The sequence below is a fragment of the Ottowia massiliensis genome, assembly GCF_900240305.1.
Classification (GTDB): Bacteria; Pseudomonadota; Gammaproteobacteria; order Burkholderiales; family Burkholderiaceae_C; genus Ottowia; species Ottowia massiliensis.
In genome coordinates this window covers 1,429,274-1,444,131 of record NZ_LT964854.1, presented here as the reverse complement: position 1 = coordinate 1,444,131, position 14,858 = coordinate 1,429,274, and the positions used below count along the sequence as shown (strand labels likewise).

Below are 14,858 nucleotides of genomic sequence, written 5' to 3'. Positions count from 1 at the left end.
TCCTTCCATTGATGAAACTTGAAATGGCGGCCAGCAAACGCCTCGCCGGGCCGCAAATTACAGCGCCTTGACCTGCGCCAGCGTCGCCGGGTCATACAGGGCGGCGCTCGCCAGGCTGTCGTCAATCCGCTTGGTCATGCCTGCCAGCGCCTTGCCGGGGCCGCATTCGACGATGGCCGCAGCGCCCAGCGCCTTGAGCTTTTGCACGCATTCCACCCAGCGCACAGGGCTGAAAGCCTGGCGGTAGAGCGCGTCGCGGATGCGGGCCGGATCGCTTTCCACCGCCACGTCCACGTTGTTCACCACGGGAATTTGCGGCGCGGCCAGTGTCACGCCCTCCAGCGCGGCTTTGAGCTTTTCAGCAGCGGGCTTCATCAGGCTGGAGTGAAACGGGGCCGAAACCGGCAGCGGCAGCGCACGCCGCGCGCCCATTTCCTTGAGAACGCCGCAGGCCTTGTCCACCGCCGCTTTCGTGCCGGCAATCACGGTTTGCGTCAGGTCGTTGAAGTTCACGGCTTCCACCACTTCTGCCGGGTTGTTCATGGCCCGCGTGGCTTCGGCGCAGCCCTGGCGCACCTGGGCCGCATCCAGCCCCAGAATGGCCGCCATCGCCCCGGCGCCCACGGGCACGGCTTGCTGCATGGCCGTGGCGCGCAGACGCACCAGCGGCGCGGCTTGCGCCAGCGTGAGCGCGCCAGCGGCCACCAGCGCCGAATACTCGCCCAGCGAATGCCCGGCCACGGCCACCGGCAGGCCGCCGCCCTCGGCGCGCCAGGCGCGCCAGCAGGCCACGCCCGCCGCCAGCATCACGGGCTGGGTGTTGGCAGTCAGTTGCAGCGCTTCTTTCGGGCCTTCGTGAATCAGGCGGCCCAGGTCTTCGCCCAGCGCGTCGCTGGCTTCGCTCAGCGTCTCGCGCACGGCGGGGTGTTCACCCCAGGCATCCAGCATGCCGGCCGATTGGGATCCCTGCCCGGGAAAAACGAAGGCGAAAGCAGTCATGACGTGTATTTCCTTTGCAATATTGAAGTGTGTGAACGGCCTGTGCGCGGCCTGCAAGCGCGATTTTCAGCGGTATCCGCCCGCCGCCTTCGAAACGCGCTGGATTTTTCGGGGCCTGCTTGCAAGTTGCCCGTCAAGGGCCAAAACCCGGGAGCCGGGTTGGGCTGCAAGGGGCAAATCGCCCGCAAGTCCTGGTGAAACGGGCGCGGGCCACTATGTTTTTTGCAGCAACCCGAACCGGCTCCGGGCGGCACAATCCGCGGTCTTTTTTTCTCTCCTATGTCTTCACCTTCTTGCGAGGCTGCGGCCCCACTGGCGCGTCCGGAGCGCTTTCCCGTTGCAGCCATGCTGGCCATGGCCGTGGGCGGCTTTGGCATCGGCACGGGCGAGTTCGTCATCATGGGTTTGCTGCCCGAGGTGGCCAAGGGCCTGCAAGTGAACATTGCGCAGGCGGGGCGCGCCATCAGCGCGTATGCGGCGGGCGTGATGGTGGGCGCGCCGGTGCTGGCGGTGCTGACGGCCAAATGGCAGCGGCGCTGGCTGCTGGTGGCGATGATGCTGGCGTACGCGCTGGGCAATTTCGCCAGTGCGCTCGCGCCGGGGTATCCGTCCCTGATAGCGCTGCGCTTTGTGGCCGGGCTGCCGCACGGCACGTACTTTGGCGCGGCGGCTCTGGTGGCGGCCGCGCTGGCGCCGCCGGGGCGGCGGGCCACGTCCGTGGCGCTGGTGATGACGGGGCTGACGGCGGCAACCGTGGTTGGCGTGCCGCTGGCCACCTGGGCGGGCGAGTTTTTCGGCTGGCGCGCCGCTTTCGCGCTGGTGGGCTGCAATGCGCTGGCGGCTGCGTGGCTGATCCAGCGCCACGTGCCCGCGCAGTCCGCTCCGGCGCAAGGCAGCGTGCTGGATGAACTCTCGGCGCTGCGGCTGCCGCAGGTGTGGCTCACGCTGGGCGTGGCGGCCATTGGCTTTGGCGGGCTGTTCGCGGTGTTCAGCTACATCAAGCCGACGCTGCTGCATGTCAGCCACATGCCGCAGTCCTGGGTGCCGCTGACGCTTTCGCTGTTTGGCATGGGCATGGTGGCGGGCAATCTGGCAGGCGCGCGGCTGGCGGACCGGTGGCTGATGCCTTCGATCGCAGGCGTTCTGGTCTGGGCGCTGGCCGTGATGGCGCTGTTTTACTGGGCGGCGCTGTGGCCGGTGACGGCGGCTGCAGGCCTGTTTCTGGTGGGCACCATCGGCGCGCTGGGCGTGGGCACGCAGATGCGGCTGATGGATGTGGCGGGCAAGGCGCAGTCGCTGGCTTCGGCGCTGAATCAGTCGGCTTTCAATCTGGCCAACGCGCTGGGCGCGTGGCTGGGCGGCGCGGCCATTGAGGCAGGCTGGGGCTGGCGTTCCACCAGCTGGGTGGGCGCGGCGCTGGCGCTGGGCGGCCTGGGCATGTTCGCGGCCTGCCTGTGGACGGCGCGGCGCGAAAGCCTGCGCGCCTGAGAACCTGTTCATGGCCTGGCCCAGACAGGAGCGCGAAGCAAAGCGGAGCAGGCCGTATGACACTATTTCGCTCTTCTATTCATAGCATGATGTCCTAGTGGAAACTGCGCAAGAGGCATTTTTGACCCTCTTGAATTTGCTCCTGTTTTTGGTGATGCCTGGCAGGCGAGAAACCGCCTGGGAGCGCCGTTTCCAATTAGCTGCCCGCCCTGCGCGCCTTGCCGTTCAAGGCGCGCGCCTGCCGCGCTTTCAGCGCCAGGCGGCGCGCGCCGATGACCACGCCCGTCAGGCTCAGGACCGCGCCGCCCAGGCTCAGGGCCAGCATGAAGGCGTCCCACAACGGGCGGCGCTCCAGCAGGGGCAGCCAGTCCCAGCTGTGCAGCAGGGTAAAAAGCCAGCGGCTGGCGCGGCGGGCGCGGTCGGTGCGCTCCAGCACTTGCGCCGTGCGGGGATCGACGTAAACCCAGCTGGCGTGTTCGTCGTCAAAAACCAGGCGCAGCACGGGCAGCGGGCGGTTGGCGTGGCCGCCGGTCATGGTGTGGTCGGCGCGGGGGTAGTAGTAGAAGTCGTAGGCCGTGAGCATTTGCGCCTGGGCCACGGGGGCGGGCAGCAGGCGGGCGGCGGCTTGCTGCACTTCTCTGGCGGGCAGATCCAGCGGGGCGGCATCGCGCGCGTCCAGCACGCGGGGCGCGCCGGGCCGCTGGCTGTCAAAGGCCAGCGCGAGCGTGCGGCCCAGGGCGGGCTGCCAGCGCAGTTCGCGGATGGGGGCCGCGCCGGAATCGGCAGACGAAACTGCCGCCAGCAGCGCCTGCGGCGCGGCCCATTCACCGGCGGGCAGCAGGGGGCCGCCTTGCAGAGCCTTGACTTGCAGCGGCTCGGCCTGGCTGCTGAACACGCCCAGCGGGTTCATGGACATCAGCCCGCTGAAAACCCAGGCGCAGGCCGCCAGCGCGAACAGCATGCCGCTGATGTGGTGCCAGCGCATCATGGGCTGCGGGTAAGGCGTGCGCCTGCCGGTGCGGTAGGGCTGCCCGAAGCGCCAGCGCCAGATGCCCACCGCCGCGCCGGTCAGGACGGCCACGCAGCCGAGCGCGGCCAGGGTGTCGATGATGAGCGCCCACCACGCATCCCACGCACCGCCCCGGAACATGTAGAGCCAATGCAGCCAGGAGCCCAGGTAGTTCCAGCCGCGCTCGCTGCGCGTGGCGTCGCGCACGACCTCGCCCGTGCGGCTGGAGACATACAGCTGCGTGCCCGCCGCGTCATGCAGCTGCACGTGGTGCAGCGGGCGGTGCGCGTCCAGCGCGGCGGAATGGGTGTGCGCATCTTCTTCCACCAGGCCCAGATAGGAGACGGCGGCGGGCGGCACTTGCGGCTTTGGCGTTGATTCGGCGGCGGCCCCTTCAGCCGCCCACGCAGCGGCGCTGGCCAGGGCGTGGCGGGCGTCGAACGGCTGCGAATCCAGCCGCTGGCCGGTGTGCGCGTCAATCAGGATGGGCAGCACAGACTGCGGTCTGCGGCCCGCCATGCGGCCGTCCGTGTCAGGCGTGGCGAAATACACCGCCTGCGCGCCGCTGCTGACGGCCAGCCGCAACGCAGCCAGCGGCTGATGCACGCCCGCCGCCTCCAGCGCCTGCTGTGGCGCCAGCAGCCCGGCCTGCCCTTGCAGCGGCGGCAGGTGCGCCAGCCGCTCGGCTTCGGTGAGCTTGGGGTGGCCCACATACATCATGACCATGCCGGAGACAAACCAGCACACAAACAGCCAGCTCAGGGCAATGCCCAGCCAGCGGTGAACAAGGAACGGCCAGCGTTTGGGGTGAAAGTTCATGAGGGCCTTGGCAGACGTTATTCAGAAACGCCATTTCACGCCGATTTCATAGCTGCGCGGCGGCGCCAGCATGGCCTGTGTTCCGCTGTAGTACACGGCGTGGGCATACAGGGCGTTGGTGGCGTTGCGCACGCGAAAGGTGATTTCGGTCTGCGGGCTAGCTTGCCAGGCGGCTGACAGATCAAGCGTGGCGTAGGCGGGCAAGGTGGCGGTGTTGGCGTCGTTCACGTACACGCGCGAGAGGCGGCGCAGCCAGGCGTCGAACCGCCAGGTGGGAGCGGGCCGCCAGCCTAGGCCAAGGTTGAGGGCGAGGGCGGGCGTCATGGGCGGGCGATGGCCGTTGTAGGAGACGGGCGGGTTGCCGCTTTGGTAGTCGTCATAGCGCGCCCGCACCCAGGCAGCGTTGGCCTGTAGCTGCCACTGTGCCGCGGGCCGCCAGGCGGCAGTAAGTTCCAGTCCGCGCGAAGACTGCTGGCCAATGGCGATGCGGTCGGCGGGGCGCTGCGGGTCAGGCACGAAAACGTTGCGCTTGCGGATGTCGTAGAGCGCCACCGTCCACTCGCCCCTGCCCTCCCAGAGCGATTGCTTGACGCCTATTTCCGCTTGCCGGGCCGTGGTCAGACGCAGCTGGCTTTGCTGGGGGTTGGCCAGCAGCAGGGTGCCGCCCGGCTCGGCAGCAGTGGACAGCGATGCGTAAAGGTGCAGGTCCGGCACAGCCTCATACACCACGCCTGCGCGCCAGGCGGTGTAGCGGTGCGTTTTGCGCGCCTGCGGGTGGCCGCTGCGGTCCAGCCAGAGCCAGCGGCCCTGAATGCGTTCGTGCCGCAGACCGGTCATGAGCTTGAGTTGCGGGGTGATTTCCAGCAGGTCTTCCAGATAAAGACTGGCCTGGCGCACGGTGGTTTCTCGTGCGGGCGTCTTGGCGCGGCCCACGCTGCCGAAGCGGGTGACGGGAGGCTGCCAGGCGCTGACTTCATCGCGCCCGCCGAAATCGTTGCGCCAGGAGGCAAATTGCAGGCGGCTGAGGTCCACGCCCGCCAGCAGGCGGTTGGGGCGGCCCGCGATCTGGTTGCGGCGCAGCACGTCAAGCCGACCGCCGATGAGGTCGCGGTGGTGGTCCAGATTCACCCATGAAGAGCGCTGCACGCGCTGGCTGGCCGGAGCGGCGCCGCCCAGCCAGGCGAAGTTTTCGATATTGCGCCAGTCGCTGAAGCCCTTGAGCGCGTAGAGGCGCCCGTCCACTTGCCAGCCGGGGGCGGCGTCCCATTGCAGGTGGACGCGCAGCCAAGTGTTGCGCGCCTTGAAGATGCCATCTTCAAGCTGGTTGTAGTTGATGTGGCGCAGCGCTCCGGCCAGGCGGCCATTGATCAGGGGCGTGCCGTAATAGACGTTGCGGGCGTTGTCGCTGGCGTGATCCAGTGCCAGCGTCAGGCGCAGGCGGGCGCTGAAGCGGGCCAGCAGCGAGGCGTTGAGCTGGTTTTTGACCGTGCGCTCAGCCTGCACGGGGCTGTGGGCATGAGCGCCCGCGTAGTCCAGCCGCCAGGCCAGCGTGTCCGCCTTGAGCGCGCCGCCCGCGCCTAAGTGCAGGCGGTGGGCGCGGTGACTGCCCAGGCTGTAATCCAGCTCCGGACGCTGGCGCTCGAAGCTGGCTTCGCGCGTGATGAGGTTCACCACCGCGCCCGTGCCCCAAGCCCCATGCAGCACGGAAGAGGGGCCGCGCAGCACTTCGATGCGGGCGAGGTTGCCGGTGTCAAGCAGGCGGCTGGACATGCCCGTGCCGCCCGGAATAGGCAGGCCGTTGTAGAGCCAGCTCACGCCGCCAGCGAAGCCGCGCGCCGAAAAGGAGCCGGGCGAACCGGGGGAATGGCTGGCGCTCAGGCCCGCCGCCTTTTCGGCTGCTTCGAGTACGGTGCGGTCGCCGCGCGACTGCATGGCGGCCCGGCCCAGCACTTCAACGCTGGCGGGAATGTCCTTGATGGGAGCCTCCAGCCGCGAGGCGGTGGCCGCCGCCGATTCCAGCGGCACGGTGCGGCGGGCCAGGGCATCGCCATCGTCTGCGCCATCCTCCACACCACTGGCCGCAACGGTGACGGCGGGCAGGCTGGCCTCGGCATAGGAAGAAGCATTTGAGAAAGGGCGCTGCGGGTGTTTTTGCGGAAGGTTCTGTGCGGCGGCAGGCAGCGCCAACAGGGCGGCGCTCAGGACGCAGGAGGCGGGGTGAACTCGCATGGCAATTCCTTCGCGGCGCGTAGGCCGCTCATGTTCATTGAAAAAGGAGCGGATTTGGCGGGGTTAAAAACGGCTCTCGCGCCCTTTCCACCAGGACCTCATGCTCCAATTAAAGGAGCAAAACCAAAGGGCGGAGCAAGACGCGAGCGGAATGAACGCCCGCGCCTGGGCGCTTTGGCCGGGTCAGAAGGACAGGTGCAGCGTCAGATCAAACGCACGGGGCGCGCCGAGGTAGGCCATGTTTTTGCCTGAACCCATTTCGGTGGCATAGACCTTGTCGGTGGCGTTGCGCACGCGAAAGTCCAGCGTGGCGCCGGGGCGCATCTGCCAGCTCAGGCCCAGGTCAAGCAGGGTGTAGGCGGGCCAGTGCAGGGTGTTGGCCGCATCGGCATAAATCTTGCTGACGTGGCGCAGGCCCGCGCTGGCTTTGAGCGCGGGGGTGATGCCGTAGGTGACCCAGAGGTTGGCGATGGTGTCGGGCGAGTTGGTGGGGCGTTTGCCTGCCATGGAGACGCCGTTGATGTAGAAGCTGTCGTACTTGGCGCGTGAATGGCCAATGTTGCCTTCCAGCAGCCACCTGGGCGTGGGGCGCAGGCTGATGGCCGCTTCCACGCCGCGCGAGGACTGCTGGCCCACGAGTAGGGTCAGCCGCCGGTTGTTGGGGTCTTGCGTGGCAAGGTTTTTGCGCGTGATGTGGTAGGCGGCGAGGGTGGCCGCGCCTTGCCCGTTCCAGAAGCTGAACTTGGCGCCGGCCTCGAACTGGCGGCCCTTGGTGAGGTCGGTGTAGTTGAGCAGGGCGTCGGCGGAGGCAGTGGTGAGAATGCCTGCTGGCGGATCGGCGGCCGTGGCGTATTGCGCGTAGAAGGTCATGCCGGGCGAGGCGTCCCACACCAGGCCCAGCCGCCCGGTGGTGGGGTGGTAGTTGCGGCTGAGGGTGGCAGGGTTGCTGGCGGTGACGCGGCCGTGGTTGGTCAGGTGCAGCCGCAGGCGCTCATGCCGCAGGGCCGTGACGAGATGCAGGCCGTCAACGAGCGCAGTGCGGTTTTCGGCATACAGCGCCAGGGTTTTGACGCGGTTGGTGCGCAGCGGCACGAGCGTGGGGGAGAGGCCCGGAATGGTGAAGAAGCGCTCGGTCTGGAAGTTCCAGGGATCGACGATGCTCACGTAGTCATCGTCGTATTTCGGGTAGCGCGTCTGGCGGTTGTGGCTGATGTCCAGGCCAAAAGCCCAGTCGCTGGCGCGGCCCGCGATGGCGCTTTTCCATACGCCGTCAATGCGGTCGCCCACCACGCGCTGCTCATGGCGCTGCAAAAGGGCGTCCACGCGGCGCACGGCGGTGTTGGTGTCGTTGAACGAATAGACCTCCACGTTGCGGTAGTCGCGCCGCGCGTCATAGGCATAGAAGGTGTTTTTCAGGCTGAAGGCGCTGCTGGCCTGCCATTCGGTCACGGAGCGCAGCCACTGCACGCGCTGGGCATAAACGCCGTCGATGCTGTTGTAGTTCTTGAAGCGCGTGGAGCGGTCAATGCGGCCCACTGCGCCCACGGGCTGGAGCAGCGGAGTGCCCCAGTAGGGGCGGTCCACGTGCTCGGTCTGGTATTCATACGCCAGCAGGTGCGAGAGGGCGGGCGTGAGGTCGCTCAGCAGCGAAGTGGCAATTTGCGTGGCGCGCGACTGCATGCCTTCCACATGGCTGTGTGCGCGGCGGTGGTTCACGTCCAGCCGCAGGTGGTGGTCGCCGTGGCGCGCGCCCTCGCCTGCGATGCGGCGGTTCAGGCCCACGCTGGCTTCGCCCAGGCGGTGGCTGCCCAGGCGCAGGCGGCCTTCGGTGATGGGGGTGCGCTCGGCGGTTTTGGTGACGTAGTTCACCGTGCCGCCCACGCCGCCCGCGCCATACAGAAAGCTGGAAGCGCCACCGATGGCTTCGGCGCGGTCGTAAATCCAGCTGTCCACCGGACGGGCGGCAATGCTGTATTGCACGTTGATGCCGTTGAAGAGGTGATTGACGGAAGCGCCCGTGAAGCCCCGGTAGCTGGAGCGGATGGCGCCAGGCGAATCGCTGGCGGTGACGCCCGGAACGCCTTGCAGCATTTCCTGCGTGGTGCGCGCGCCGCGCGCCTCAATGCTGGCGCGGTCCACCACGGTGACGACGGCAGGCGTCTGCCGCGCCGTCAGCCCCAGGCGGCTGCCGGTGTAGGAAGGCGTATCAAGCAGGACCTTGGCGGGTTGCTCCTGCGTGGAGTCGTCCACGACGACTTCTGGCAGGGCGGCCTGGGCTTCGGATTTCTTGCCGTCGCGCGGGGCGCGGGCATCTTCAGAGGACTGGGCCAGGGCAGGCGCGCACAGCAGCGCCAGAGCCGCACCCATCGCCACAGGGTGGAGGCGAAAAACAGAGAGGTTGAACATGAAAAAAGGAAAAGACGCGTTGCAGGGCAAAAAAATGGCCTCGAAAGGCGGGCCATGTGTGCTTGGCTGCAAGGCGGCCGGGCGGGCGAGCGCATCCACAGAAACGAAAGAGAGATACGCCTGTGCGCCAGGGGTCGGAAAGCGCGGCAGGCGTATAGAAAGCCTGCGCTAACCCGCCACGGACGCCTCGCCTGCAGGAGGCCCCCGCGCAGGCAGTGGCGGCCCCGCCAGAGCGGCGGTCCGTGGCGCTGGCTTCAGCGCAATGAGCTGCCCCTGGGGCACGGGGCTGGGCTCGAAAACGTGCGCAAATGGCGTGGGCAGCATGACTGCCAGGCACATGGCGCAATCCAGTGTGTGGTGATGCAGGCTTTCGCCAAATTTCTCGCCGTTTTCAGTAACGAAATACGCCCCATCGGCGGCGCACACCAGCTGCATGGGCTTGGGGTGGACGATGGGCGAAAGCCCCGCCACCGCCAGCGTCAGCGCAAACCACGCCAGCGCCAACCGGGCCAGCCGGTTCATGCGGGTGAGTGTGCGCAAGGTCTGCATACTGGAAAAGGAATAAGGGCGCTTAAATTCTAGGGGGAGAGTTTGCATATCATCGCGCGCCGCCTGATGATCGGTCTTCAAAATTGACTTGTGTCAAGTTACAAAATGATGATTTCCCACGATGGCGGGTCAGCCATTTCTGGCGATCTGCTTTTGCGCCTGCATGCCAGCGCCCCCCTGCCGCCGGGTGGCGTGGCGCTCATTGGTGCGGGGCCGGGCGACCCCGAGCTGCTCACCTTGCGCGCGCTGCGGCGGCTGCAACAGGCCGACGTGGTGCTGCACGACAACCTGGTGTCGCCCGCCATTCTTGACTTCGTGCCGCCGCGCGCAGAGCGTATCAACGTGGGCAAGCGGCCCGGCCATCACTCCTGGACGCAGCAGGCCATTTGCCAGTGTCTGGCTGACAAGGCCCTGTCGGGTCTGCGCGTGGCGCGCCTGAAAGGGGGCGATCCCTTCGTGTTTGGCCGGGGCGGAGAAGAAATGCAGGCGCTGCTGCCGCTAGGCATCAGCGTGGAAGTGGTGCCGGGCATCACCACCGCGCTGGGCGCAGCGGCCGCGCTGGGCTTTCCGCTCACGCACCGCGACTTCGCGCAAAGCTGCGTGTTCGTTACCGGCCATCTCAAGGATCACAGCGTGCGGCTGAACTGGCCCGCGCTGGCCCAGCCCCAGCAGACCGTGGCCATCTACATGGGCGTGACGGGGCTGGAGGCCATTGCCCGCGAATTGCAGGCCGCCGGCCTTGCCGCCGCCACGCCAGCGGCGCTCGTTCACCGCGTGACCTGTCCGCAGCAGCAGGTGTGGTTCAGCACCCTCGCCGATCTGCCCGAAACGGCGCGCCGCCACGCCGTCAAGCCGCCTGCCTTGCTGGTGATTGGCGAAGTGGTGCGTCTGGCGGCGCAATGGCCCGCTGAACAGCATCAGAAAGAGGAGCAAATTCAAAGGGCATAAAAAGCCGTTCTGCGCAGATTCCACTAGGACCCAATGCTATGAATCAAGGAGCTGGGCTGTGTCCGCCTGCCCGGCTCTGCCCATTTGGGGCGCAGGCAAAAGGGGCGCTTCGGATTCATGCCGCGCCGCAAAAGAAAAGGGGTTGCGAAAGCGCGCAACCCCTTGATTTGACTGGTAGGGCGTGTTGGACTTGAACCAACGACCAAGGGATTATGAGTCCCCTGCTCTGACCAACTGAGCTAACGCCCCCTTTTGAGAATCTGTTCCGAGAACGGATGAAGGGCGCGAATTCTAGCGACAGCCCTGCGTGTTCAAGGCATTGCTGACCAGGCGGGCCGTGATGTCCACGATGTCAATGACCTTGTCGTAAGGCATGCGCGTGGGGCCGATGACGGCCAGGGTGCCCACCACCTGCCCGTCGGCCTCGTAAGGGGCGCTGACCACGGAGAGGTCTTCCACCGGCACGGTCTGGCTTTCGCCGCCGATGAAGATGCGCACGCCGGCGGCGCGGCTGGAGGTGTCCAGCAGGCGCATGAGCTGGGTTTTCTGCTCGAACAGATCGAACGCGCGGCGCAGCTGGTTCATGTCGCTGGAAAAGTCGCTGACGGCCAGCAGGTTGCGCTCGCCGGCAATCACCACATCGCCTTGCGCCTGGTGCATGGCTTCGCTGCCAGCCTGCACGGCGGCATGCATGAGCTGGGCGACTTCGCCGCGCAGCGTTTCCACTTCCTGCTGAAGGCGCTCGCGCACTTGCTCGATAGCCATGCCGCCGTAATGCGCGTTCAGGTAGTTGGCCGCTTCGGCCAGTTGGGCCTGCGTGTGCCCGGCTTCGGTAAAGAGCACGCGGTTTTGCACGTCGCCATCGGGCGTGACGATGATGAGCAGCACGCGCCGCTCGGAAAGGCGCACGAATTCGATGTGGCGGAAAACGGATGAACGCCTGGGCGCCTGCACCACGCCCACGAATTGCGACAGGCTGGAGAGCAGCTGCGCGGCGCTGGCAATCACCTGCCGGGGCTGGCCGGCGGGCAGCTCCGTGGGGCATTCAGCCGGCCATTCGGCAAGCCGCTCGGCGGGCGCGTCATCGGGCGCGGCCTTGGCGGGGCGCGCGGTGAGCATGGTGTCCACAAACAGCCGGTAGCCGCGCGCCGTGGGCACGCGCCCGGCGGAGGTGTGCGGGCTGGCAATCAGGCCCAGCGCTTCCAGATCGCTCATCACGTTGCGAATGGTGGCGGGCGACAAATCCAGCCCCGCCGCGCGCGAAAGCGTGCGCGAGCCAACGGGCTGCCCCTCGGCGATGTAGCGCTCAATCAGCGCCTTCAGCAGCACACGGGAGCGGTCGTCAAGCATGGGCGGCGATTTTAGGAAGCTGTTCACAATCTGCCCGTGGGCGCGAAAAGCGCGGAATCGGGCGCTCTGCGGCGCTGCAAATTCTTGATGGACCACGAGGCCCATCTGCGCCTTGCAGCTCATTCCGTTTGCGCACTTTCAGCCCTCACGGCCAGAACATGAACAGTCTCTGAAAGTCATGCCCTCCGCGCTCCCTGATGCCGCTTTTGACGCCGCTTTTGACGCCGCCCCGGCGGGCGAGGCCCTGCCGCGCCGCATCGCCCATCTGGACATGGACGCCTTTTATGCCAGCGTCGAATGGCTGCGCTACCCGCAGCTCAAGGGCCTGCCCGTGGTCATCGGCGGCGGGCGGCGCAACGAAGCGCGCATGCTGCAAGAGCTGAATGCGCGCTACCCCGAAAGGCGCTGGACGGGCGCTGACATGGCCGCCGTGCCCGTGGACTTCTTTCCCCGCCTGGCCAGCTACGCGGGCCGGGGCGTCATCACCACCGCCAGCTACGCGGCGCGGCAGTTCGGCGTGGGATCGGCCATGGGCCTGATGAAAGCCGCGCGCCTGTGCCCGCAAGCCCTTTTGCTGCCGGCGGACTTTGACGAATACCGCCGCTGCTCGCGCGCCTTCAAGGCCGTCATCCTTGAAATCGCCCCCGTCATGCAAGACCGGGGCATCGACGAAGTGTTCATCGACTTCACCCACGTGCCCGGCGGCCAGCGCGAAGGCGGGCGCGTGCTCGCGCGGCTGCTGCAAAAAAGCATCTTCGAGGCCACGGGCCTGACTTGCTCCATTGGCGTGGCCCCCAACAAACTGCTGGCCAAAATGGCCAGCGAATTCAACAAGCCCAACGGCATCAGCATCGTGCGCGAAGCCGACTTGCAGCCGCTCATCTGGCCGCTGCCGTGCCGCAAGATCAACGGCATCGGCCCCAAGCTCGATGCGCGCCTGCAAGCGCTGGGCATCCGCACCATTGGCGAGCTGGCCGCGCGCGAGCGCCTGTGGCTGATGCGCCATTTCGGCCCCACCCACGGCGCCTGGCTGCACGACGCCGCCTGGGGGCGTGACGACCGCCCCGTCACCACCCACAGCGAACCCGTCAGCATGAGCCGCGAAACCACCTTCGAGCGCGATTTGCACGCCGTGGCCGACCGCGCCGAGCTGGGCGCCATCTTCACCCGCCTGTGCGAGCAAGTCGCCAGCGACCTGGCCCGCAAAGGCTACGAAGGCCGCACCATCGGCATCAAACTGCGCTACGCCAACTTCAAAACCGCCACGCGCGACACCACCGTGGAAAGCTACACGCAAGACGCCCGCCGCATCCGCCAGGTGGCCGGCCAATGCCTCAAGCGCGTGGACCTCACGGCGCGCCTGCGCCTGCTGGGCGTGCGCGTGGGCACGCTGCGCAAGGCGGGCGCGCCCGCCAGCGCCCCGGCCGCCGCGCCAGCCGAAACCGGCTGGCTTTTCTGAACAAGCTCTGTCGCCTGCGAACAGGCGCTCAAGCCCGCAACGCCTCTGCACTTGGCCAAAGGGCATCAAAAAAAGGAGCTAATTCAAGGGCGTAAAAAACCGTTTTGCGCCCTTTCCACTAGGACATCATGCTATGGATAGAGGAGCTGAATTGAGGCGCTCTCCACATCCATCTCCTGCCTGCCGCCCAAGCCAGCGTGACCAGCGCCACGCGCCCGGCAGGCCGCCCGAGGCCGCGCTTGGGCGCCCATGCCCATAGACAGGCATTGCAGGCGTTGGACAGATTCTGAAGAACGGCCATCAAAGGCCACGGCATCGCCCCGGCCCCGCAGCGCCTTGGCGGCAGACGGCTTGGCCGCTGGCCGCCTGCCTGCCTTCCGCCAAAGGCCGCTGGAACAGGCCGCTCGTGCGCCGGCAACCACCCGCAAACCCAGGCGCAGCGGGCGCAGGCCGCTCTTTTTTCGGCAGCAGCGCGCGGCCCGCCCGCCCTGCGCCGCGCCCCTCTTGCGGCTGCCTTGCGCCCGCTGCACGCCAGATTCCATGCCCGAAAATCGCCCGCCGATGAACCCCGTTGTGCACATTCCCCTGCCTTTCGCCGCCACCGCCGTGGCGGTAGACGCGCACTGCGCCCATGCCGCACTGGCCTCGCCCGGCGGCGGCGGGCTGCACGTGGTGGATCTGGAAAACGTCACCGCGCAGGCCGTTCCCTCCTCGGCGCAGGCCGACACGCACCCGGCCGCCCTGCGCTGGCATGGCCGCTGGCTGTGCGCGGCGGGCGAAGCCGGCGCGCGGCTCGACGTTTGGGACGCCGAAAACGGCCTGGCGCTGGCGCACTCGCTGGGCATGGGCGGCATGGCCATCCGCAGCATGGACGTGGACCCCGCCACGGGCCGCGCCGTGCTGCTGCTCAAGCCGCAAGCGGCGGCGCAGGGCGGCAGCCATGCAGGGCATACAGGCCAGCCCGGCTGCCTGGCCGAAGTGGACCTGGCCAGCGGCCAGCTGCTGGACGAAGCCCCGCTGCCCGAAGGCATGTGGCCCTGCGTCGCCTACGGCAGCGCGGGCGGCATCTGCGTGGCAGGCGTGGCGCGTGCGGAACGTGCGGAACGTGGCAAGGGAGGCGGACAGGGCCGCGCGCTGGCGCTGCTCAGCGGCAGCGCATGCAGCCGCCTGCGCAGCCTGGAAATTGCCGCGCTGCCCGGCACCGACATGCTCATACCCGCCTTCATCGCCCTGGCGGGCGGCGCGTGCGTGGTGGCGGCGGCGTCATTCCAGCGGCAGGCGTTCTATGTAAAAGAAGGCGGGCTGGACGGCGGCGTGCCCTGGCAGGAACTGCGCTTTGCGGACGAGCGCTGCCTGGCGCTGGCCGCCGCCGCCCGCGCCAGCGTGCTGGCCCTGACCGAAGCCGGCGACGCCCCCGGCTCGCTATGGCTGACCAACCTGCTCCAGCCCGCGCAGCGCCTGCGCCTGCACGGCACGCCCCTGTGCATGGACGCACAAGCGGGCCGCGTGCTCGTCAGCGCCGACCAGAGCCTGACGCTGCTGGCCTGAGCGCGTCAAAATTTGTTGCAAAATCGGTTCCGCCATGCGCCGAAATAGAATTTT

At 67.7% G+C, this 14,858-nt stretch carries 10 protein-coding genes and 1 tRNA gene; 4 read left to right on the top strand and 7 right to left on the bottom strand.

Features of this window, described 5'->3' with window-relative positions; genetic code table 11:
- Positions 1-57: 57 nt before the first annotated feature.
- Entirely contained in the window at positions 58-999 is a 942-nt protein-coding gene (gene fabD, locus C1720_RS06595; RefSeq protein ID WP_102283650.1) for an ACP S-malonyltransferase, read from the bottom strand.
- 279 nt (positions 1,000-1,278) lie between these two features.
- Here fabD and C1720_RS06590 point away from each other — a divergent pair, with 279 nt between their 5' ends.
- A complete protein-coding gene (locus tag C1720_RS06590; protein ID WP_199170967.1) occupies positions 1,279-2,487 on the top strand; it encodes an MFS transporter in 1,209 nt (402 codons plus the stop codon).
- A 196-nt stretch (positions 2,488-2,683) separates the two neighbouring features.
- Here the strand turns inward: C1720_RS06590 and C1720_RS06585 are convergent, their stop codons facing one another.
- From C1720_RS06585 to C1720_RS06570, 4 genes are all read right to left on the bottom strand, one after another.
- Positions 2,684-4,315 carry a PepSY domain-containing protein gene (locus C1720_RS06585; RefSeq protein WP_102283648.1) on the bottom strand — a complete coding sequence of 544 codons (1,632 nt, stop codon included), beginning with the start codon at positions 4,313-4,315 and terminating at the stop codon, positions 2,684-2,686.
- Between the two features lie 21 nt (positions 4,316-4,336).
- Complete coding sequence (locus C1720_RS06580) at positions 4,337-6,544, bottom strand: TonB-dependent receptor (protein ID WP_102283647.1); 2,208 nt, start codon at positions 6,542-6,544, stop codon at positions 4,337-4,339.
- A 183-nt stretch (positions 6,545-6,727) separates the two neighbouring features.
- The gene (locus C1720_RS06575) at positions 6,728-8,950 is read right to left on the bottom strand and encodes a TonB-dependent receptor (protein WP_233199830.1); all 2,223 of its coding nucleotides are present in this window, start codon (positions 8,948-8,950) and stop codon (positions 6,728-6,730) included.
- A gap of 168 nt (positions 8,951-9,118) precedes the next feature.
- Positions 9,119-9,490 carry a DUF2946 domain-containing protein gene (locus tag C1720_RS06570; protein WP_233199828.1) on the bottom strand — a complete coding sequence of 124 codons (372 nt, stop codon included), beginning with the start codon at positions 9,488-9,490 and terminating at the stop codon, positions 9,119-9,121.
- Between the two features lie 117 nt (positions 9,491-9,607).
- Between C1720_RS06570 and cobA the strand changes: the two genes are divergently transcribed.
- A complete protein-coding gene (gene cobA, locus C1720_RS06565) occupies positions 9,608-10,447 on the top strand; it encodes a uroporphyrinogen-III C-methyltransferase (RefSeq protein WP_102283646.1) in 840 nt (279 codons plus the stop codon).
- Between the two features lie 172 nt (positions 10,448-10,619).
- Here the strand turns inward: cobA and C1720_RS06560 are convergent.
- Both C1720_RS06560 and hrcA read right to left on the bottom strand, forming a co-directional pair.
- Positions 10,620-10,696: transfer RNA gene (locus tag C1720_RS06560), tRNA-Ile, on the bottom strand.
- 42 nt (positions 10,697-10,738) lie between these two features.
- Entirely contained in the window at positions 10,739-11,797 is a 1,059-nt protein-coding gene (gene hrcA / locus C1720_RS06555) for a heat-inducible transcriptional repressor HrcA (RefSeq protein ID WP_102284547.1), read from the bottom strand.
- A gap of 271 nt (positions 11,798-12,068) precedes the next feature.
- Between hrcA and C1720_RS06550 the strand changes: the two genes are divergently transcribed.
- Together C1720_RS06550 and C1720_RS06545 are read left to right on the top strand one after the other, a co-directional pair.
- Positions 12,069-13,256, top strand: coding sequence for a Y-family DNA polymerase (locus tag C1720_RS06550; RefSeq protein ID WP_233200022.1), 1,188 nt, complete (start codon positions 12,069-12,071; stop codon positions 13,254-13,256).
- 540 nt (positions 13,257-13,796) lie between these two features.
- On the top strand, positions 13,797-14,804 hold the full coding sequence (locus C1720_RS06545) for a hypothetical protein (RefSeq protein ID WP_199170966.1): 1,008 nt from the start codon (positions 13,797-13,799) through the stop codon (positions 14,802-14,804).
- The last annotated feature ends 54 nt before the right edge of the window (positions 14,805-14,858 follow it).

Coding starts and splice junctions, on each gene's coding strand:
- C1720_RS06580 (WP_102283647.1), bottom strand. CDS start 6,544: ATGCGAGTTCACCCCGCCTCCTGCGTCCTGAGCGCCGCCCTGTTGGCG.
- cobA (WP_102283646.1), top strand. CDS start 9,608: ATGATTTCCCACGATGGCGGGTCAGCCATTTCTGGCGATCTGCTTTTG.
- C1720_RS06585 (WP_102283648.1), bottom strand. CDS start 4,315: ATGAACTTTCACCCCAAACGCTGGCCGTTCCTTGTTCACCGCTGGCTG.
- fabD (WP_102283650.1), bottom strand. CDS start 999: ATGACTGCTTTCGCCTTCGTTTTTCCCGGGCAGGGATCCCAATCGGCC.
- C1720_RS06545 (WP_199170966.1), top strand. CDS start 13,797: ATGCCCGAAAATCGCCCGCCGATGAACCCCGTTGTGCACATTCCCCTG.
- C1720_RS06575 (WP_233199830.1), bottom strand. CDS start 8,950: ATGTTCAACCTCTCTGTTTTTCGCCTCCACCCTGTGGCGATGGGTGCG.
- C1720_RS06550 (WP_233200022.1), top strand. CDS start 12,069: ATGGACGCCTTTTATGCCAGCGTCGAATGGCTGCGCTACCCGCAGCTC.
- C1720_RS06590 (WP_199170967.1), top strand. CDS start 1,279: ATGTCTTCACCTTCTTGCGAGGCTGCGGCCCCACTGGCGCGTCCGGAG.
- hrcA (WP_102284547.1), bottom strand. CDS start 11,797: ATGCTTGACGACCGCTCCCGTGTGCTGCTGAAGGCGCTGATTGAGCGC.